We start from the raw sequence: 20,635 nt of genomic DNA on the forward strand, positions 1-20,635 counted from the left end.
CAGCATCTAGACTGCCATCGGGAGGAAACAGTGATGAATGGGCAAATGCACCCGCATCACGCGGCCCGTGTGGAGGCCGCCATTGCGTCAGGCCAGGCGGCACGCTCCGCGCTCGTGGCCTCGTGGTGCCGTTCCTCCCGATTGCACCATCTCGATCCCGGCGGCCGACGGCCGCCGATCCGCCTCACCGAGGCCGAGCTATACCATGCGCGCGAGCGGATCGCGCCACTGCTCAATGCTGCCCAGGGCGCGATGGACCGTCTCTACCAGGCAGTTGGCGCTGCCGGCTGCTGCGTGCTGCTTGCCGACGGCGAGGGCACCCCGGTCGATCGTCGCGGCACGCCGGCCGACGACTCCACGTTCCAATCCTGGGGCCTGTGGACCGGCGCGCTCTGGAGCGAGGAGCATGAGGGCACCAACGGCATCGGAACGTGCCTCGTCGAGCAGCGGCCGCTGACCATCGACCGCGACCAGCATTTCTTCACCCGCAACACGCTTCTGAGCTGCACCGCTGTCCCGATCTACGATCATGACGGGATGCTGGCTGGCGTGCTCGACGTCTCCTCCTGCCGCGCCGACCGCACCGACGCCTTCGCCAATCTGATCGCGCTCGCCGCGGGCGAGGCGGCAAAGCGTATCGAGGCTGATCTGTTCCGCAACGCCTTCGCCCATGCCCGCATCGTGCTGACGCCGTCAGCCGACGGCCATGGCGGCGGTCTCGTCGCGGTCGATGCGGACGATCTCGTGATAGGCGCGACGAGATCCGCCCGGGTCGGACTCGGGATCGCGCCCGGCCGCCCGTTGCAGCCGGTGCCCGCAGCCGATCTTCTCGGTGGCGATGCCGCGCGCGACCACCTCGCCGGTGGCCAGCGCGCGGTCTTGCAGCGGGCGCTGTTGCGCGCGGGCGGCAATGTTTCCGCCGCCGCCAAGGCGCTCGGCGTCAGCCGCGCCACGCTCCACCGAAAGCTCAAGCGCTTCGAGCTGAAGCACTGAGCGTTTGCTCGTTTCCTCAATCGTCATTGCGAGCGCAGCGAAGCAATCCAGGTTCTTTCCGCGGAGAGACACTGGAGTGCTTCGCTGCGCTCGCAATGACGATGTGGCTCAAGAGCGCGCTTCTCAGGATGATGTCTGAATGCGTGAGGGCTGCTTCACCTGTCGCAGAACTGCGACAGGTCGCTTCCGTCATCGCTTTCATCCGGGCTGACAGAAAACGACTCCCGCTTCATCGTCTGCGCAAGTCGTGAACACACGACGATCACGCAAACAGCAACATCGGGAGTGAACATGAACAAGGTTGAATTCCTCAACGTCGCACAAGTGCCGTTCGCCGCGAAGTATGACAATTTCATCGGCGGCAAATTCGTCGCGCCGATCTCCGGCAAATATTTTGACAACGCCTCGCCCGTGAACGGTCAGGTCGTCTGCAAGATCGCGCGCTCTGATCACCAGGACGTCGAGGCCGCGCTCGACGCGGCGCATGCCGCCAAGGCCGCTTGGGGCAGCACCAGCGTTGCCGAGCGCGCCGCAATCCTGAACCGGATCGCCGACCGCATGGAAGAAAACCTCGAGCGGCTCGCGATCGCCGAGACCTGGGACAACGGCAAGCCGATCCGCGAGACCCGCGCCGCCGACTTGCCGCTCGCGATCGATCACTTCCGCTATTTCGCCGGCGTCGTGCGCGCACAGGAGGGCTCGATCGGCGAGATCGATCACGACACGATCGCCTATCATTTCCATGAGCCGCTCGGCGTGGTCGGCCAGATCATCCCCTGGAACTTCCCGCTGCTGATGGCGTGCTGGAAGCTCGCGCCTGCGCTCGCCGCCGGCAATTGCGTGGTACTCAAGCCCGCTGAGCAGACGCCGGCCTCGATCATGGTCTGGGCCGAGATTGTCGGCGACCTCTTGCCGCCCGGCGTGCTCAACATCGTCAACGGCTTTGGCCTCGAGGCCGGCAAGCCGCTCGCGTCCAGCCCGCGCATCGCGAAGATCGCCTTCACCGGCGAGACCACGACAGGCCGGCTGATTATGCAATATGCCGCCCAGAACCTCATTCCCGTCACGCTCGAGCTCGGCGGCAAATCGCCCAACATCTTCTTCAAGGACGTCACCGCCGAAGACGACGACTTCTTCGACAAGGCGATCGAGGGCTTCGTGATGTTCGCGCTCAACCAGGGCGAAGTCTGCACCTGTCCGAGCCGTGCGCTGGTCCATGCGGACATCTATGACCGCTTCATGGAACGAGCGCTGAAGCGCGTCGCGGCCATCAAGCAGGGCGATCCGCGTGCTGCCGACACCATGATCGGCGCCCAGGCCTCGGGCGAGCAGCTGGAGAAAATTCTTTCCTATATCGACATCGGCAAGAAGGAAGGGGCGAAGGTCCTCGCCGGCGGTGGTCGCGCGAGCCTCGGCGGCGATCTCTCGGGCGGCTATTACGTCCAGCCGACCGTGTTCCAGGGCCACAACAAGATGCGGATCTTCCAGGAGGAGATCTTTGGGCCGGTCGTGTCGGTGACGACCTTCAAGACCGACGACGAGGCGCTCGCGATCGCCAACGACACGCTCTACGGTTTAGGGGCCGGTGTCTGGAGCCGCGATGCCAATCGCTGCTACCGCTTCGGCCGCGCCATCCAGGCCGGCCGGGTCTGGACCAACTGCTACCACGCCTATCCCGCACACGCGGCGTTCGGCGGCTACAAGCAGTCGGGTGTCGGCCGCGAGACCCACAAGATGATGCTCGATCACTATCAGCAGACCAAGAACCTCCTGGTCAGCTACAGCCCGAAGAAGCTCGGCTTCTTCTGATCGGCGGAGAGGGCGGCGCCGCCTTCGTCATCCGTCCGTCAAAGAATTGGGACAAGACGAGGGGCCGAGCTATTCAGCTCGGCCCCTGTCGCATTCGAAGCGATGCGACGCAAGAAACGGAGGCTTGGCCATGAAGGACAGTCGGTCACAACGGAAGTCGGGTGTTGGAGCGATGCTGTTCGGCGTGGCGGCTTTGGCATTGCTCCCGGCATCGACGGCCTTCGCGCAGACAAGCCCGGCGCCCGCCGGCGCCAAGCCCTTTTCGACCCTCGACGGAAAGCCGCCACTGATCCTCGGGCATCGCGGCCTGCCGGGGCTGGTGCCTGAAGAGACCGAGGCATCGTATGATCTCGCCGCAGCCCTCGGAACCGACGCGCTCGAAGAGGACCTGCACCTGACCAAGGATTGTGTCCTGGTCGCACGTCACAACCCTTGGCTGAACGACAATACCAACGTTGCCGAGGTGGCGAAGACCAATCCGGCGGTTGCCGCCCGCAAGCGCACGGTACCCGGTGTCCTCGTCAAAGTGAAATGGGCCCAATCTCCCGCCAGCGGGCCTGGTGAATACCTCACTGATCTCACCGATCCGGCCGACCCCAAATCGGTGCTGAAATCGCTGATCGTGGACGGCGAAGACCATACCAACGATTGGTCGATCACCGACTTCACCATGGCCGAGCTGAAGAACTGGATCGCCGGCACCACCTATGATGCGGCCAACGAAAGGCCGAAGGTCTTCAACGGCAAGTTCCCGATCATCAGTTTCCAGGACATCATCGACATTGCCAAGGCCAAGAGCAAGGAGACGGGGCGTCCCATCGCGGTCTATCCGGAGACCAAGAATCCGACCTGGAACAATGCCCAGGCGATCGCCAATGGCTGTGGCGCGCCCGGCAGCCACCCGCTCGAGGATGCCCTGATCAAGATCATCAAGGACAACGGCCTCAACGCGAGGGATGCCCCGATCCTTGTTCAGAGCTTCGAGCCTGGCAGCCTGAAATACATGCGCAGCCATGGCCTTGAGACGCGGCAGGTCCAGCTCATCGATGGCAACGGTGTCGACTTCAGGAACGGCAAGGTCCTCAATGACAACATCACCAATTCGCGTCCGTTCGACTGGACGCTTTCGGGTGACGCGCGCTTGTACGATGCGATGCTAACCTCCGAGGGCCTTGCGGAGATCAAGACCTATGCCGACGGCATTGGTCCGTGGAAGCCCTATATCGTTCCGCTCAAGATTTCGCCGTGGAAGGACAGCAACGCCGATGGCTCTCCCTACAAGGGATCGACGCCGGACGCTTCGACGCAGGAAGCGACCAGCCTCGTTGCCGACGCGCACAAGATCGGCCTGTTCGTGCACGTCTTCACTTTCCGAAACGAGAAGAAGTACCTGGCTGGCGACTATCACGGCGATCCAAGCCTTGAATATCTCAAATTCTTCCGTCTCGGCGTCGATGGGGTCTTTACCGACTTCACGCATACCGGAGTTGGCGCCCGCGCCGCCTATCTTCGAGAACTCGGCTGGTGAGGCCGGCTTGGCGGAGCTAATGTTGCCTGATCGGCGCCAAAGGTTTTGCAATATTTCGGCCACGTTGCACTGCGGCATAACGAAAAGCGCGCCATGCAGCCACAGTGCTTTCGCGCGCGATTGAGTTAGGTTAGAGAGGGCTTAGTTTTCTCTGACCCGGAATTCCTATGGCCGCACCCAAGAAAGCCGCCGCTAGCGCTCCCCAGGACAAGACCAACGGCGGCTCGCCCCCGGAATTCACCAGAGAGCAGGAGCTCAAGGCGCTCCGCGACATGCTCCTGATCCGGCGATTCGAGGAGAAGGCCGGCCAGCTCTACGGCATGGGTGCGATCGGCGGCTTCTGCCACCTCTATATCGGCCAGGAGGCCGTGGTGGTCGGCATGCAGATGGCGCTGAAGGACGGCGACCAGGTCATCACCGGCTATCGCGACCACGGTCATATGCTCGCCACCGGCATGGAGGCTAACGGCGTCATGGCCGAGCTCACCGGGCGCCGCGGCGGCTATTCCAAGGGCAAGGGCGGCTCCATGCACATGTTTAGCGTGGAGAAGAAGTTTTACGGCGGCCACGGCATCGTTGGCGCCCAGGTCTCGCTCGGTGCGGGCCTTGCTTTCGCCAACCATTATCGCGGCAACGACAACGTCGCCGTCACCTATTTCGGCGATGGAGCGGCGAACCAGGGCCAAGTCTATGAGAGCTTCAACATGGCGGAGCTCTGGAAGCTGCCAGTGATCTTCGTCATCGAGAACAACCGCTACGCCATGGGCACAGCGGTGTCGCGCGCCTCGGCGCAGCAGGATTTCTCCAAGCGCGGCCTGTCCTTCAACATCCCCGGTCACCAGGTCGACGGCATGGACGTCCGTGCGGTGAAGGCTGCGGCCGATGAGGCAGTCGCCTGGTGCCGCGCCGGCAAGGGCCCGGTCATCCTGGAGATGCAGACCTACCGCTACCGCGGCCACTCGATGTCGGACCCTGCAAAATACCGCACGCGCGAGGAGGTCGAGAAGGTTCGCCACGACCAGGATCCGATCGAGCAGGTGCGCAACCGCCTCCTGGCCGCCAAAGTGAGCGAGCAGGATCTCAAGGCGATTGACGCCGAGGTCCGCGACATCGTGAATGCCTCCGCCGACTTTGCCCAGCATGATCCCGAGCCGGATGTGTCCGAGCTCTGGACCGACGTTTATCGCTAAAAGCGCGCAAGCTTTCTTTTGGAGTTGATATGCCAATTCAAGTGCTGATGCCCGCGCTGTCGCCCACGATGGAAAAGGGCAACCTCGCCAAATGGCTGAAAAAAGAGGGCGAGACGATCAAGTCAGGCGACGTGATCGCCGAGATCGAGACCGACAAGGCGACCATGGAGGTCGAGGCGACCGATGAGGGCACGCTCGGCAAGATCCTGATCCCCGAAGGCACCGCCGACGTCGCCGTGAACACGCCGATCGCGACGATTCTCGCCGACGGCGAGAGCGCCGCTGATCTTGCGAAAGCTCCGGCGCCTGCGAAGCCGGCTGCAGAAGCCGCGCCGCCTGCGCAAGCCAAGAGCGAGGCGCCTGCGCCGAAAGCTGCACCCTCGGCTCCGGCCGCCGTCGCCGAGCCCGATCCGGAGGTGCCCGCCGGCACCGAGATGGTGAAGCAGACCGTCCGCGAAGCGTTGCGCGATGCGATGGCCGAGGAAATGCGGCGCGATGCCGACGTCTTCGTGATGGGTGAAGAGGTCGCCGAATATCAGGGCGCCTACAAGGTCACTCAGGGCCTGTTGCAGGAATTCGGCGCCAGGCGCGTCATCGACACGCCGATCACCGAGCATGGCTTTGCCGGCATCGGCGTCGGCGCCGCGATGGCCGGCCTGAAGCCGGTCGTCGAGTTCATGACCTTCAACTTCGCGATGCAGGCGATGGACCAGATCATCAACTCCGCCGCCAAGACGCTCTATATGTCCGGCGGCCAGATGGGCTGCTCGATCGTGTTCCGCGGCCCCAACGGCGCCGCTGCCCGCGTCGCCGCCCAGCACAGCCAGGATTACTCCTCCTGGTATTCGCACATTCCGGGTCTGAAGGTCGTCGCGCCGTATTCGGCCGCGGATGCCAAGGGCCTGCTCAAGGCCGCGATCCGCGATCCCAATCCGGTGATCTTCCTCGAGAACGAAGTTCTCTACGGCCACACCGGCGAAGTGCCGAAGCTCGACGACTATGTGATCCCGCTCGGCAAGGCGCGCATCGTGCGCTCGGGCAGCCACGTCACGATCATCTCGTGGTCGAACGGCATGACCTATGCGCTGAAGGCGGCGGACGAACTCGCCAAGGACGGCATCGAGGCCGAGGTGATCGACCTGCGCACGTTGCGGCCGATGGACACCGAGACCATCGTCAACTCCGTGAAGAAGACCGGCCGTGCCGTCACGGTGGAGGAGGGCTGGGCCCAGAGCGGTGTCGGCGCCGAGATCGCCGCGCGCATCATGGAGCATGCCTTCGACTACCTGGACGCGCCGGTGACGCGCGTTTCGGGCAAGGACGTGCCGATGCCCTATGCCGCGAACCTGGAGAAGCTCGCGCTGCCCTCGGCAGCCGAAGTGGTCGAGGCCGCCAAAGCCGTCTGCTACAGGTAGACCATGGCAGCGCCCAAGGAACAGCCACTTCCACCTGACGTGATTGGACGCGAAGACGCGATCGAGATTTTGCGCGTGTTCGTGCTCGACGGCGGGCTGTCGATGGCGTTCCAGCGGGCCTTCGAGGAGCCCGACATGTGGGGCCTCCTGCTGGTCGATCTCGCTCGTCATGCCGCGCGCGCCTATGCGCGCGAGAGCGAGATGAGCGAGGAGGAGGCGCTGGGCCGAATCCTCGACATGTTCGAGGCCGAGATCGAGCGTCCGACCGACATGGGCACCACGACGCCGCGCGGGCAGAAGGGGCACTGAGCGTGGCGGTCGAATCCTATCACTACGATCTCATGCGGGAGGCGATCGGTGAGGCCGAGGCCTTCCCCGGCTCCAAAGACATTCTCGACAAGTTCGGCATCCCCTGGATCGATCTTGCCGACGACCGCTCCATCGCCATGATGAAGTCGTGGCGTTCCAATCCCGCCAATGAGCGCCTGTGGCAGGGCGACATCGGCAACTAATCCTTGTCTGTTCGTCTTCCGGTGGGTCGGGAGACGACGTTTTGAGAAGTTCTTCGTGAGGTCAGCATGCCCATCAACATCCTGATGCCCGCTCTTTCGCCAACGATGGAGAAGGGCAACCTCGCCAAGTGGCTGAAGAAAGAGGGCGACAAGGTCAAATCTGGCGACGTCATCGCCGAGATCGAGACCGACAAGGCCACCATGGAGGTCGAGGCGATCGACGAAGGCACGATCGCCAAGATTCTCGTGCCCGAGGGCACGCAGGATGTGCCGGTGAACGATGTGATCGCAGTGCTCGCCGGCGAGGGCGAGGACGTCAAGGCCGCGGGCGCTGCCAAGCCCGCCGCGTCGGCTGCGCCGCCGAAAGCTGCAGAAGCTCCGGCCGCTGCACCGGCTCCGGCGCCCGCACCCGCTGCGAAGGCGGCACCGGCTCCTGCTGCTGCTCCCGCGCCACAGGCCGCCGCTCCGGCCGCGAAGGGCAACGGCCAGGGTGGCCGCGTGTTCTCCTCGCCGCTGGCGCGCCGTCTCGCCAAGGACGCCGGCATCGAGATTTCACTTGTGACGGGCACTGGCCCGCATGGCCGCGTCGTCGCGCGCGACGTCGAGCAGGCCAAGTCGGGCAAGGGCCTGAAAGCCCCGGCTGCTGCTCCGTCAGCCGCGCCGTCGATTGCGCCGACCATGTCCGACAAGCAGATTTTGGCGCTGTTTGAGCCGGGCTCCTACGACATCGTCCCGCATGACGGCATGCGCCGCACCATCGCGCAGCGCCTCACCGCGTCGATCCAGAACGTCCCGCACTTCTATCTCACCATCGATTGCGACATTGGCAAGCTGCTGGTCGCGCGCGAGGAGATCAATGCGGCTGCTCCCAAGGACAAGGAGAAGAAGCCGCTCTACAAGATCTCGGTCAACGACTTCGTCATCAAGGCGATGGCGGTCGCGCTCCAGAAGATCCCGAACTGCAATGTGAGCTGGACCGAGTCCGGCATGGTCAAGCACCACCATTCCGACGTCGGCGTTGCCGTGGCGATGCCCGGCGGCCTGATCACGCCGATCATCCGCAAGGCCGAGACTAAGACGCTCTCGACAATCTCCAACGAGATGAAGGATTTTGCAACGCGTGCGCGCTCGCGCAAATTGAAGCCCGAGGAGTATCAGGGCGGCACCACCGCGGTGTCGAACCTCGGCATGTTCGGCATCAAGGACTTCACCGCGGTGATCAACCCACCGCATGCGACGATCCTTGCGGTCGGCACCAGCGAGGAACGGCCGGTGGTTCGCGGCGGCAAGATCGAGATCGCGCAGATGATGAGCGTGACGCTGTCCTGCGATCACCGCGCCATCGACGGCGCGCTCGGCGCCGAGCTGATCGGTGCGTTCAAGCAGCTGATCGAAAACCCCGTCATGATGATGGTCTGACGAAGCGAATTCGCGTCGTCATTGCGAGCGAAGCGAAGCATTCCAGGACGTGACCGGCAGACTGGATTGCTTCGTCGCAAGAGCTCCTCGCAATGACGGTCTCGAACATTGAGACCGGTTGAACGGGAACGAGCGCAAAAGCATGGCCGACACATCCTTCGACATCATCATCATTGGCTCCGGTCCCGGCGGCTACGTCACCGCGATCCGCGCCGCGCAGCTCGGCTTCAAGACTGCGATCATCGAAAAATCCTATCTCGGGGGCATCTGCCTGAACTGGGGCTGCATCCCGACGAAAGCGCTGCTGCGCTCGGCGGAGATCTACCACTACATGCAGCACGCCAAGGATTACGGCCTGTCGGCGGAGAAGATCTCGTTCGATCCGAAGGCGGTGGTGCAGCGATCGCGCGGCGTCTCGAAGCGGCTGAACGACGGCGTCGGCTTCCTGATGAAGAAGAACAAGGTCAGTGTGATCTGGGGCGCCGCCTCGATCGATGCGCCCGGCAAGATCACGGTGAAGAAGTCCGACGTCGAAGGACCGAAGGGCTCGCTGGGCGAAGGAACCTATCAGGCCAAGCACATCATCGTCGCGACCGGCGCGCGGCCGCGCGTGCTGCCCGGTCTCGAGCCCGATCCGAAGCTGGTCTGGACCTACTTTGAGGCCATGATCCCCGACCGGATTCCGAAATCGCTCCTCGTCGTCGGCTCCGGCGCGATCGGCATCGAGTTCGCGTCCTTCTTCCACACCATGGGGTCCGACGTCACCGTGGTCGAGGTGCTGCCGCAGATCCTGCCCGTCGAGGACGCGGAGATCGCAGGCCTCGCGCGAAAGCGTTTCGAGAAGATGGGCATCAAGATCATGTCCTCGACCAAGGTCACGAAGCTCGACAAGAAAGCCGACAGCGTCGTCGCCACCATCGATGACGGCAAGGGCAAGCCTGTCACCACCGAGTTCGATCGCGTGATCTCCGCCGTCGGTGTCGTCGGCAATATCGAAAATCTCGGCCTCGAAAAGCTCGGCGTCAAAACCGACCGCGGCTGCATCGTCATCGACGGCTACGGCAAGACCAACGTTCCCGGCATCTACGCCATCGGCGACGTTGCCGGTCCCCCAATGTTGGCTCACAAGGCCGAGCATGAGGGCGTGATCTGCGTCGAGGCGATCAAGGGCCTGCATCCGCACGCCATGGACAAGAACATGATCCCCGGCTGCACCTATTGCCATCCGCAGGTCGCTTCCGTCGGCCTCACCGAAGCCAAGGCCAAGGAGAATGGCCGCGAAATCCGCGTCGGCCGCTTCCCCTTCGTCGGCAACGGCAAGGCGATCGCACTCGGCGAGGACCAGGGCCTCGTCAAGGTGATCTTCGACAAGAAGACCGGGCAGCTTCTCGGCGCGCACATGATCGGCGCGGAGGTCACCGAACTGATCCAGGGCTACGTCGTCGCGATGAACCTCGAGACGACCGAGGAAGAGCTGATGCACACGGTCTTCCCGCATCCGACGCTGTCGGAAATGATGAAGGAAGCCGTGCTGGACGCGTATGGAAGGGTGCTGAATATCTGACCGGCGCGCGCCGGCAGCCATCAGACCCGTCATCCTGAGGTGCTCGCGCAGCGAGCCTCGAAGGATGAACGGCCGAGATGTTGCAGTTGGGCCGTCGCCCTTCGAGGCTCTCCATGCGGCGCATTGCACCGCATGGCTCGCACCTCAGGGTGACGGGTCTGATATCGAAGAGACCAAAACAACAAGAGGGCCAAACCCGTGCACGATAACGACAACCTCACCATCGAGCGCCCGACCTTCGTCACGCATCTGGAATGCGCGATGGAGGGAGATCACTATCCGGCCGACCAGGTTCACAACCTCTCGAAGGCCGGCAAGCCGCTGCTGGTGCGCTACGACCTCACTGGGGTGAAGGAGGCGCTGACCAAGGATGCACTGAGCCAGCGCCCCGCCGACATGTGGCGCTACCGCGAGCTGTTGCCGGTGCGCAAGTGCAAGGACATCGTCTCGCTCGGGGAGATCACGACGCCGCTGATCCGGCTGCCGAAGCTGTCGCAAAAGCTGGGCGGCGGCGAGATCATCGTGAAAGATGAAGGCCGCCTGCCGACTGGCTCGTTCAAGGCGCGGGGCCTCGTCATGGCGGTGTCGATGGGCAAGGCGCTTGGCATCAAGCACATGGCGATGCCGACCAACGGCAACGCCGGCGCAGCGCTCGCGGCCTATGCGACCTCCTGCGGCATCAGGACCACGATCTTCTGCCCGGCCGATACGCCGGAGGTGAACGTCAGCGAAATCGAATTGCAGGGCGCGACCGTCTACCGCGTCAACGGCTATATCGACGATTGCGGCAAGATCGTCGGCGAGGGCAAGGCGAAGGTCGGCTGGTTCGACACCTCGACGCTGAAGGAGCCGTACCGGATCGAGGGCAAGAAGACGATGGGGCTGGAGCTTGCCGAGCAGCTCGGCTGGGATGTGCCCGACGTGATCTTCTATCCGACCGGCGGCGGCACCGGCCTGATCGGCATGTGGAAGGCCTTCGACGAGCTCGAGAAGATCGGCTTCATCGGATCGAAGCGCCCGCGCATGGTTGCGGTGCAGGCGTCCGGCTGTGCGCCGATGGTGCGCGCCTATAAGGAGGGCACCGACCATGCGGCGCGCTGGGAGGACGCCCACACCATCGCTTCAGGAATTCGCGTGCCGCAGGCGATCGGCGACTTCCTGATCCTGCGCGCCGTGCGCGAGAGCAAGGGCTTTGCCATCGCGGTCGACGACGACAAGATCTCATCGGCGCTGAGCGAGGTCGCGCGCGAGGAGGGGCTGCTCTTGTGTCCCGAGGGCGCCGCGACTTACGCCGCCTACAAACAGAGCCTCGCCGACGGCCGCGTCACCAAGAATGATCGCGTGATGCTGTTCAACTGCGCGACCGGCCTGAAGTATCCGCTGCCGCCGGTCACCCGCACGCTCGACCGCCACAAGCCGATCGACTTCTCGCAGTTCTAGCCCGGGCGAGAAGGCCGCTCGCGAGCTCGTAGTTCTCCCTCTCCCGCAACGGGGGGAGGTGATCAGGAATGTCGCCGGGGGAGACGCAGATGCGAAAGACGATCTGGGCCGCGCTGATCACCATCCTCGCTCTTGCCGGCGCCGCGCGCGCCGACACCTACCCCTCGCGTCCCATCACCATCATCGTGCCGTTCGCGGCCGGCGGACCTTCGGACGCGATGGCGCGCGTGCTCGCCGAGCGCATGCGGGCGAGCCTCGGCCAGGCAGTGGTGGTCGAGAACGTCACCGGTGCCGGCGGTTCGATCGGGGTGGGGCGCGCCGTGCATTCGGCTCCCGACGGCTACACCATCTCCTTCGGCCATCTTGGCACGCACGTGGCCAACGGTGCGGTCTACAGGCTCCCTTACGATCTCGTCGCCGATCTCGAGCCGGTGGTGCTGCTTCCGAGCAACCCCATGATCGTCGTCAGCAAGAACGCCGTGCCGGCGACATCGCTGAAGGAGCTGCTCGCCTGGCTGAAGTCGCGTCCGGCGCCGGCGACCGCGGGCACGGCCGGTGCGGGCTCCGGCAGCCACATCGCCGGCGTCTATTTCGAGAGTGTTTCCGGCATCAAGCTGCAATATGTACCCTATCGCGGCACGGGGCCGGCGCTGAACGACCTCATTGCCGGCCAGATCGACATCATCGTCGACCAGACCTCGAACTCCATCAACCAGGTCCGCGCCGGCACCATCCGTGCCTACGCGATCAGCGACGACAAGCGCCTGGCGTCCGCGCCCGAAATCCCGACCGCCGATGAGGCCGGACTGAAGGGCTTTCAGATGACGCTGTGGTCGGGCTTATGGGTGCCCAAGGGCACGCCGCGGGAGATCGTATTGAGGCTCAACGTCGCGGTGGTGGAAGCGCTCGGCGATGCCGCCGTGAAGAAGCAGATGGAAAATCTCGGCCTCGAAATGCCGCCGAAGGACCTGCTCACCCCCGAAGCGCTCGGCGCGCGGCAGAAGGCCGAGATCGCCAAGTGGTGGCCGATCATCAAGGCGGCCGACATCAAGGTGGATTGAAGCGGGGCTCACGCGCAGGGCATCACGCCGTGGCGTCCGCCCGTCCTCCCAGCGCCATCTCCAGGCATTGCATCAACTCCGAGGCGACGAACGGCTTGCCAAGGAAGCAGAGTGCACCGGCCCTCAACGCGCGTGCACGCACGCTCTCATCCGGAAAGGCCGTAATGAATATGAACGGCGTGGCCGAGCCCTGGGTACGCATCCGCGTCAACAGATCGATCCCGGACATGACCGGCATCTGCACGTCCGCGATCACGCAACTGGCGCCGTTCAGATCGGTCGAGCCCAGGAACTCTTCGGCCGAGGCGAAGGTGTGGACGACGTATCCGCGCGACGCCAGAAGATTGTCGATCGCGGCCCGCACATAGGGATCATCGTCGAGCACCGAAATCACTGAAGGCGCTGACAAAACGTCCGCTCCCAAGCTGCTTGCCGCCGCACGCCGGCCGGAAGCAAGGGTGGGCCCATCAAGCGAGATTTGGAACTCATACTTAGGTTTGTTCGTCCCGCTTGGCGTGCTGTGTTCCGAGGGCCTCGTTCATTTTCACCAGCTCGGCCAGCGACTTGGCACCCATCTTCCGCATGATCTGGCCACGATAGATCTTGACGGTGATTTCGGCCAATCCCAGCTCGGCGGCCACGTGCTTGTTCATCATGCCAGACGCGACCAGGGACAGCACGTCCCGTTCCCGCGGGGTGAGCGACTCGAAGCGGGACCTGACGTTCGACACCGTTTTCTCGATCTCGCGGCGCTTGCGATCGCGCTCGATCGCGGCCTGGACCGCGTCCAGCATGTCCTGGTCGCGCACCGGCTTGGTCAGGAAGTCGACCGCGCCACTCTTCATGGCCCGGACGGTCATGGGAATGTCGCCATGGCCGGTGATGAAGATGATGGGCGTGTGGATGTTTGCCTTGGCGAGATCGGCCTGCAGGTCGAGGCCGCTCAGTCCCGGAAGGCGGATGTCGAGCACCAGACAGCTGGGGACCTCCGGCGGCTTGCTTTGCAGTATCTCAGACGCCGACCCGAATGCAGCAACCCTGAGGCCGACCGATTCAAAGAGATTGATAAGCGCCCGACGCACTGATGGGTCATCGTCGACGACCAGGACGATCGGCTCGTCATTGCCCGTCTGCGGCAAGGAGGGCTTGTGGCGCTCGGTCACGACGGCGCTTCCTCCCGATGCAAGGGCAGGGTGATCTGAAACGTCGCGCCGCACCCCGGGTTGGGCGAGGCCGAAAGTCGTCCGCCGTGGGCCTCGACGATGGAACGGCAGATCGAGAGTCCCATGCCCAGGCCGCCGGATTTGGTGGTGAAGAACGGTGTGAACAAGCGATCAATCGCATCGGCGGAAATGCCGACCCCACGGTCCGTCACGCTCACCAGCACTGATCCGTTTTCATCCGGACCGGAGCAGATCACCAGCTCACGCGGGCGGTCCACGACGCCTTCCATGGCTTCGATCCCATTCATGATCAGGTTGATCAGCACCTGCTGTAACTGGATTCGGTCGCCGATGATATTGGGCAGCACTGATCTCAATTCCATTCGCACCGATACGGCGTGGGTGGCCATTTCGCGCTGGACGAGCGCGACGGCCTCGCGAACGACCCCGTTGACGTCGAGCGGGACCATCTCGATGTCAGTTCTCTTGGCAAGTGCCCGGACGTGACGGATCACCTCGCCGGCACGGTTGCAATCCTCGACGATCCACTCCACCGAGCGACGTGCCCCTTTCAGATCCGGGGGACTGCGCTGCAGCCAGCCGATGCACGCGTCGGCGTTGGCCATCACGGCGGCGAGGGGCTGATTGAGCTCGTGAGCAATCGAGGCGGTCAGCTCGCCGAGCGTCGTTACGCGCGTCACATGGGCGAGTTCGGTCTGCGCCTTGCGCAGCGCCTGTTCGGCCTGTTCGGCCCGGATGGCGGCGGTCACATCGGTGCAGACGCCACGATAGCCGAGGAAATTGCCGTTGGCGTCGAGGAACGGCTTGCCGCTGGTGCGAACATAGGTCGGCTGTCCGTTCCGGTCCTTGCTCCGGTACACAAGGTCGCGAAACGGAGCATGCGCATCAAGTGCCGCCCGATGCTGTTGCCACTTCTCCGGTTGGAGTGCTGCATCGGGAGCAATGTCCCAACGTGTGAGCCCGAGCGCCCAGAAAGGAGCCATGCCGGCCGTTTCAGGATGTTCGGAGACGCGGGTGACGCGATGGTCGGGCCCGGTCTCCCAGAACCAGTCGGACGCAGTTTCGGCGTAGTCGCGGAAGCGCTGTTCGCTTTCGCGCAGTCGCCGTTCTGCCTCCTTGGCCGGGGTGATGTCGCTCACCGAGCCAACGAACTCGACGTTGCCGCCGGCGTCTCGCGTGGCGCGGGCCACCGCGCGAACATATTTCACGGCGCCATCGGGCATCACGAGGCGGTATTCGTGATCGTAGTCGTACCCCTCGCGCATCGCGCGTCCCGTGGTTCGCCGCACCGCGAGTCTGTCGTCCGGATGGATGCGCTCGAGCATGAATGGGATCGTGGGCTTCTCGGCTTCGTCGCACTGGAAGATGCGATACGTCTCCTTCGACCAGGTGATGTCGCCGGTTGTGGACTTCCAGCCGAAGCTGCCGGTGTGGCTCAATTCCTGCGCCTGGGCGAGATAAGCCTCGCTCTGTCGCAGCGCATTCTCCGCTTCCTTGCGCTCGGTGATGTTCTCGCACGCGACCAGCACGATCTGCTTGCCATCGCTCTGAAGCATGGCCTTGGCGTTCTCGCGGACCCACAGAACCGAGCCGTCCTTGCGCACCTTCCGGATCTCCCAGGTGTGTGACTGACCGACGGTCCCAAGGCAGAGCGCGACGCACCGGCGGACGAAGTCGCGGTCTTCCTCGAAGAACACACCCAGCACCGATTGGCCGATCAGCTCTGCTGCCGTATAGCCCAGTTGCGCGGCGCCGAACGTGTTCACGTTCACCACGGTTCCGGCGGGATCGACCATGAAATACATGACCGGGTTGTGCTCGAAGACCTGCTGCCATTGCTTCATAGCCTCGCGCAAATCGGCATCGCTGGATTTAGGGCTCGGCTTGAGGCGGCCAGGGCGCCGTTCGCTGCGGGCCTGCTGGATCAATCCCGACCCGATCAGGCAGGCGAACAGGAACGGAGCGATCACCAGGCGATCCTGCGGATCGGAGATGCGGAAATCAAAGAGGGGCGGGGCAGAGAAAAAATCGAGCGCTGCGACGGCGAGGAGAGTGAGGAGACCGGAGGCCAGGAAGCTGTCCATGAGTGCGAACAGCAGGATCACCACGAGATAGCAGAACGCGGTCGCGGGGAGCCCGATCTGGAGGAAGAAACAGGCCGCGGTCACCAGCGCCAGCACAACGCAACCGAAGACGAATTGCGCAGCTGACTTCCAGATTTGTGCTGTCTGGCCAGGCTTCATCGCAGACAGTCTCGGCTCATCTCTGCGGTGAATGCAAGTAGACCACGTTGCAACAACATCGGCAATTCCCCCCGACCAAAGTCGGGTCGATGGCGACGGGACGACGTGTCGCCTTCGGACTTGCGGCTCGCGATGCTGCTCGCGAACTAGCCGCGGCTATGCGGACCCGCGACTCGCGGCGGCCGTGCAGCCGGCGCAGGGTGCGCCGTCTCGTTGCGAAGAACGCCAGCGCAAACCCCCGGGCGACTACGGGACAAACCTAGGTATAGCTCGCCCATCCCTAGTCATGTCGGTCATTTACCTCCGTACAATTGAGAACGTTGTGGCTGACGGACTAGCCTCATGACCGATCGGGAAAGGTCGATAGTGCTGCTGCTGGCGGCGATCGCGAACGAACCGGATCTCAAGCGTACGGTTCGAGCGGTCTCACCGACAGACGCAGGACGAAAGACCAAGCCGCTGCGTTACCCGGGATGTCGGCATGAGAGTGAAGCTCTGCGACCGTTGCCCGTACGTTCCGCAGGATCTGGTGACCCATTGCGACACCTGCGCCGCGCTTCATCCGTGTGCGGGCTGCGACGGCGAAACGGCGATTTCCGCGATCCAGAGCGCACGTGAAATTCGAAGAAAGAGAACGGATAACGGAACGAGGGAGAGAACGATGTGCGACAAGTCCGAACAGTCAGAGCGCCGTCCTTCAGACCAGAGCTGTGCCGTTTGCAGCAGGCAGTTTGGCTTGATCCGATACTATTCCTGGCGAACGGCGGTCTGCTCCAAGAAGTGTCTCGATCGTTTCCGTGCGCGCAGCGAACGCGACCGCCGCTGGCTGTTTCGAGCTCGGGTGGCGTGAGGCAGCCGGAGAGGTTGGCCGTTCAGCAATTGTGATCCCGGAGGCTGCGTGTGAACCCGTCGTGCAAGCTCCTCTTATCGGGCGTTCTCCTCCTTGGCCTCACAGCGGCGGTCCAGGCGCAGGAGGTTGGGCAAGGTGCTGCCCATCGCCAGCATCCTCCTCAGGATCAGGCTCTGCACGAAAAGTTCTATTCGACCTGGCACATGCCGGATAACCCGGCGCTCAGCTGCTGCAACAGCGCGGACTGCTACCCGACCGAGATCAGGTACGAAGACGGCAAGCTTTATGCGCGCCGCAGGGAAGACGGCAAATACATCCCGGTCCCTGCCCAGAAGGTGGAGCGGCACAGGGACAACCCGGATGGCCGCAACCATCTTTGCGCGCCGCCTCCCGCGCTTTCTCCGCTGGATACCGTCTACTGCTTCGCATTGGGAGGTGCCACATGAGGTTCGCCTTCGTCTTGGTGAACGACAGGACTCCGTTCCGGCAAACCTGGTGCTTGCAGTGCCTGGAGCGCATCGGCGGAAGCTATCTGCGCGAGATCGGGACGCGTCTGCCCTATTGCGACTATGAATGCTACGCGCTGTTCCGTGAGGCCGGGGCGGAGCGGCAGGAGCGCGCGAGGGCGGCGTCATGAAGTTCGTGGTGGTCAATCACGAGCCGCCGTCGCGCGAGGCTGCGTGCAGCACCTGCTCGCAGCCGCTCCAACCCGGCTATATCCGGCACGCGCGGACGCAACGCCGTTACTGTGACCATGATTGCTACCGCCGAAACGAGCTCGCGACGCTGATGATGGAGTGGTCGATGCCCGGCCTTACCGGGACGCGGGCCACCGAGAACATCGCGACCGTCGCCAGCCGCGCCATCGAAGTCCTCTCGGTCTTGGGTGCGGTATCGTGCTGGAGCTCCACGATACAGATGTGGACGTTCTCGCGAGTATTGACCGACGCATTTTTGGGAGTTCACGACCTGATGGCGACGGAAGGAGGTGATAGCGAGCCGCGCGATTGAGCCCACGCAATCGAGCCCGCGTAGGGCCGCAGTCACCAGACCTGAGAGGCGCCTCGTCCAGCCCCGGAGGCGTCGACCAGCGAGGGTGGGTTAGCAGATGGCGTACCAACCACGCCCCCTCCACATCGTGGTGGGCTACGCTTCGCTAACCCACCCACGGCTCCAAGGGGCACTTCGAGAGTCAATCCGTCTGTCAATCCGCGCCCGTGAAGCTCGCAGGCGTTGCCGTTGCAGGCCTTGCGCGGACCTCTTGCGTCACCACGCGCCCGTCGGACTTCGCCGCCACCGCGCCCGCGTCCTCGAACCGCGCGCGGTAGACCAGCACGTTCTCCATCACACGCTGGACGTAGTTGCGCGTCTCCGACAGCGGAATTCGCTCGACCCAGTCGACCGGATCGATCTTGGGGTCGCGGGGATCGCCGTGCGCCTGCACCCAGTCCCTGACCCGGCCGCGGCCGGCATTGTATCCGGCGAAGGTCATGATCTGGTTGCCGCGATATTCCGACAGCAGCGCGCTGAGCTCGGCCGCACCCATCTGGGTGTTGTAGACGGGATCGGAGACCATGCGATCCCAGTCGTAGGTGACGCCGAACCGTTTTGCGGTGTCGCGCCCGGCCTCCGGTGTGACCTGCATCAGCCCGACCGCGTTGGCAGCCGACTTGTCGCGCTGGTCGAAGGCGCTCTCGGTCCGCGCCACCGAATAGATCACGCTCGTCTCGATCTCGGGCGCGACCTGCTTGTGCGGGGGAATGCCGATCGTCGGGAAGGCGTAGTGGTCGAGCGCGAGCCCGCGGGCGAGCGCCAGCTTGCCGATCTCCAGCATTGCGTGAGCGTCGTTGCGCCGGCCCGTGAGCTCGCCGAGCGCTTCGAGCGCGGCAACGTCGGTGCTTTCTCCGGCAAAATCGGCGACGAAGGAGAACGCGACGTCGCGCTCGCCGACCTCGTAGAGCATGTCGGCTGCACGCTCGCGCTCATCCGAGGGCTGTGCCGCGTCGGAGGCGAGCACGGGCGAGGGTGCGCGCAGATCGATGCGCTCGAGACCGAGCCTTGCGCGTGCGAGCTGGCCGTAATAGGCGGTCGAATAGCGGGCAGCAGCCTGGTAGCTCCGAAGCGCGTCGGAGGCTGCTCCCAGGGCTTCCGCTGCACGGCCGCGCCAGTAGTGCCCCCGCGACAGCGCGATCGGATTGACGGAGCCTTCGTCAATCGCGGCAAAATGCATCAGCGCCATCTTGGGATCGTCGAGATAGCGCAGCGCAATCCAGCCGCACATGAAGTGATAGTCGACGCGGTAGACCTCCATCGCCGGAACGGCGGCCGTGCGCACCACGTCGTAGGCCATCCTGAACTTGCCCTGGTCGAGCAGCTTGCGCGCCAAGAGCCGGCGCTCGCGCCACCAGGCGTCGGTGTCCTGGAGCGCCATGGTGTCGGGAGAGGCAGCAAGGATGACCTGCGCCGCATCGTCGATACGGTCCTTCAGGAGGAGCCATTGCGCGCGGCACAGCGTGTAGCCGAGATCGCGGCGCGCATCGGCCGGCACGTCCTCCAGATAGTCCTTGGCCTTGTTCTCCTTGCCGCTGACCGCGGCGCAGGCCTTCACGATCGCAAGCTCATCGCTGCCGAGACGCTTTGCGGCGCGCCGTGCCGCGCCGTATTCCCTGGCGCCGAGCCGCTTGTCCATGCGGGCGCGATGATCATTCGCGGTCAAAAGCTCGCCGAAGACTTCGTAGACGTCGCTCTCTGTGCGCTCGGACAGTTCCTCCGCGCGCCAGGCGTCACGCACGAGCCTTGTGGCTGCGTCGCGATTGCCCTCGGCCAGCAGCACGCGCGCGAGCGCGAACTTTCCCTTGGGGCTCTGCGGCCGGTCACCGGTGAACTTGTGCACGGTGGCCGGATCGCTCTTCTCCTGCCAGAGCCGCGCCTCGGCGCGGCGGCGGAACGAGGCGATGCTCGGCCAGTTGGGATTGGCGGCAATGAACGCGACGTAGCGGTTGAAGTCGGCGGTCGTCTCTGAGTGCCGCAGGATGAACCACTCGGCGAGCTTTTGTCCGGCGGGATCGGCGATCCGGTTCCTGGCCGCGGTGGCGTCATCGGTCTTGGCCTTGCGCGCCAGATCGATCGCGTCCTTCAGCGCGGCGATGTCGCCGGTCAGCGGCGGCCTCGAGGGCTTCTCTGACGGTTCCTCGTCCTGCGTCTTCGATTTCCGTTTCGCCTCGGCATGCTTGCTGTGCCGATGCTTGCCGGCCGCAGCGCTGCGCTGCTTGCCGGCCTTCGCCTCATGCGTCTTCTTCGGACTGGATTGCTTGTTATGGCTTTTCGCCGCCGCCTCCGTCGAGAAGAGCGCGAGTGCAGCCATGGTGAGGAAACACGCAAGCGAGCGTAGGCACTGGTTCATTCCATGGTCCCCCTGCGAAACCAT

19 protein-coding genes are annotated in these 20,635 nt (G+C 64.1%); 15 read left to right on the forward strand and 4 right to left on the reverse strand.

The window, feature by feature from the left end:
* Positions 1 to 33 precede the first annotated feature (33 nt).
* From YUU_RS0112385 to YUU_RS0112440, 11 genes are all read left to right on the forward strand, one after another.
* A complete protein-coding gene (locus YUU_RS0112385) occupies positions 34 to 993 on the forward strand; it encodes a GAF domain-containing protein (RefSeq protein ID WP_027522651.1) in 960 nt (319 codons plus the stop codon).
* A 291-nt stretch (positions 994 to 1,284) separates the two neighbouring features.
* Positions 1,285 to 2,802, forward strand: coding sequence for an aldehyde dehydrogenase (gene adh / locus YUU_RS0112395; RefSeq protein WP_027522652.1), 1,518 nt, complete (start codon positions 1,285 to 1,287; stop codon positions 2,800 to 2,802).
* A 130-nt stretch (positions 2,803 to 2,932) separates the two neighbouring features.
* Positions 2,933 to 4,330: a glycerophosphodiester phosphodiesterase family protein gene (locus tag YUU_RS0112400; protein ID WP_027522653.1), complete on the forward strand. Its 1,398-nt coding sequence runs from the start codon at positions 2,933 to 2,935 to the stop codon at positions 4,328 to 4,330.
* A gap of 167 nt (positions 4,331 to 4,497) precedes the next feature.
* Positions 4,498 to 5,520, forward strand: coding sequence for a pyruvate dehydrogenase (acetyl-transferring) E1 component subunit alpha (gene pdhA, locus YUU_RS0112405; protein WP_027522654.1), 1,023 nt, complete (start codon positions 4,498 to 4,500; stop codon positions 5,518 to 5,520).
* 29 nt (positions 5,521 to 5,549) lie between these two features.
* Complete coding sequence (locus tag YUU_RS0112410; protein WP_027522655.1) at positions 5,550 to 6,935, forward strand: pyruvate dehydrogenase complex E1 component subunit beta; 1,386 nt, start codon at positions 5,550 to 5,552, stop codon at positions 6,933 to 6,935.
* A gap of 3 nt (positions 6,936 to 6,938) precedes the next feature.
* Positions 6,939 to 7,244 carry a DUF5076 domain-containing protein gene (locus YUU_RS0112415; RefSeq protein ID WP_027522656.1) on the forward strand — a complete coding sequence of 102 codons (306 nt, stop codon included), beginning with the start codon at positions 6,939 to 6,941 and terminating at the stop codon, positions 7,242 to 7,244.
* Between the two features lie 2 nt (positions 7,245 to 7,246).
* Positions 7,247 to 7,447, forward strand: a complete 201-nt coding sequence (locus YUU_RS0112420) for a hypothetical protein (protein ID WP_027522657.1) — start codon at positions 7,247 to 7,249, stop codon at positions 7,445 to 7,447.
* 66 nt (positions 7,448 to 7,513) lie between these two features.
* Entirely contained in the window at positions 7,514 to 8,866 is a 1,353-nt protein-coding gene (locus tag YUU_RS0112425; protein WP_027522658.1) for a pyruvate dehydrogenase complex dihydrolipoamide acetyltransferase, read from the forward strand.
* A gap of 142 nt (positions 8,867 to 9,008) precedes the next feature.
* A complete protein-coding gene (gene lpdA, locus YUU_RS0112430; RefSeq protein ID WP_027522659.1) occupies positions 9,009 to 10,430 on the forward strand; it encodes a dihydrolipoyl dehydrogenase in 1,422 nt (473 codons plus the stop codon).
* 198 nt (positions 10,431 to 10,628) lie between these two features.
* Positions 10,629 to 11,870, forward strand: a complete 1,242-nt coding sequence (locus YUU_RS0112435; protein WP_027522660.1) for a threonine synthase — start codon at positions 10,629 to 10,631, stop codon at positions 11,868 to 11,870.
* Positions 11,871 to 11,959: 89 nt separating this feature from the next.
* Positions 11,960 to 12,931 carry a tripartite tricarboxylate transporter substrate binding protein BugD gene (locus YUU_RS0112440; RefSeq protein ID WP_027522661.1) on the forward strand — a complete coding sequence of 324 codons (972 nt, stop codon included), beginning with the start codon at positions 11,960 to 11,962 and terminating at the stop codon, positions 12,929 to 12,931.
* 22 nt (positions 12,932 to 12,953) lie between these two features.
* Here the strand turns inward: YUU_RS0112440 and YUU_RS0112445 are convergent, their stop codons facing one another.
* From YUU_RS0112445 to YUU_RS0112455, 3 genes are all read right to left on the reverse strand, one after another.
* Positions 12,954 to 13,340: a response regulator transcription factor gene (locus YUU_RS0112445; protein WP_027522662.1), complete on the reverse strand. Its 387-nt coding sequence runs from the start codon at positions 13,338 to 13,340 to the stop codon at positions 12,954 to 12,956.
* Between the two features lie 82 nt (positions 13,341 to 13,422).
* A complete protein-coding gene (locus tag YUU_RS0112450; protein WP_027522663.1) occupies positions 13,423 to 14,094 on the reverse strand; it encodes a response regulator transcription factor in 672 nt (223 codons plus the stop codon).
* Complete coding sequence (locus YUU_RS0112455; RefSeq protein WP_027522664.1) at positions 14,091 to 16,358, reverse strand: PAS domain S-box protein; 2,268 nt, start codon at positions 16,356 to 16,358, stop codon at positions 14,091 to 14,093. Before YUU_RS0112455 ends, YUU_RS0112450 begins: the two co-directional genes overlap by 4 nt.
* Positions 16,359 to 16,839: 481 nt before the next feature.
* Here YUU_RS0112455 and YUU_RS61145 point away from each other — a divergent pair, with 481 nt between their 5' ends.
* Genes YUU_RS61145 through YUU_RS58595 form a run of 4 tightly spaced genes read left to right on the forward strand, consistent with a single transcriptional unit; the run spans position 16,840 to position 18,219 of the window.
* Positions 16,840 to 17,208, forward strand: a complete 369-nt coding sequence (locus YUU_RS61145) for a hypothetical protein (protein ID WP_245288000.1) — start codon at positions 16,840 to 16,842, stop codon at positions 17,206 to 17,208.
* A 50-nt stretch (positions 17,209 to 17,258) separates the two neighbouring features.
* On the forward strand, positions 17,259 to 17,654 hold the full coding sequence (locus YUU_RS0112460) for a hypothetical protein (protein ID WP_027522665.1): 396 nt from the start codon (positions 17,259 to 17,261) through the stop codon (positions 17,652 to 17,654).
* Positions 17,651 to 17,845: a hypothetical protein gene (locus YUU_RS50745; protein ID WP_035662105.1), complete on the forward strand. Its 195-nt coding sequence runs from the start codon at positions 17,651 to 17,653 to the stop codon at positions 17,843 to 17,845. Before YUU_RS0112460 ends, YUU_RS50745 begins: the two co-directional genes overlap by 4 nt.
* Positions 17,842 to 18,219: a hypothetical protein gene (locus YUU_RS58595; RefSeq protein ID WP_156944249.1), complete on the forward strand. Its 378-nt coding sequence runs from the start codon at positions 17,842 to 17,844 to the stop codon at positions 18,217 to 18,219. The genes YUU_RS50745 and YUU_RS58595 overlap by 4 nt, the downstream gene beginning before the upstream one ends.
* A gap of 193 nt (positions 18,220 to 18,412) precedes the next feature.
* Here YUU_RS58595 and YUU_RS0112475 read toward each other — a convergent pair whose 3' ends face one another.
* Positions 18,413 to 20,611 (reverse strand): lytic transglycosylase domain-containing protein, encoded by a 2,199-nt coding sequence (locus tag YUU_RS0112475; protein ID WP_027522667.1) that lies wholly within the window; start codon positions 20,609 to 20,611, stop codon positions 18,413 to 18,415.
* Positions 20,612 to 20,635: the final 24 nt, after the last annotated feature.

This window comes from Bradyrhizobium sp. Ec3.3, from assembly GCF_000472925.1.
GTDB lineage: Bacteria > Pseudomonadota > Alphaproteobacteria > Rhizobiales > Xanthobacteraceae > Bradyrhizobium.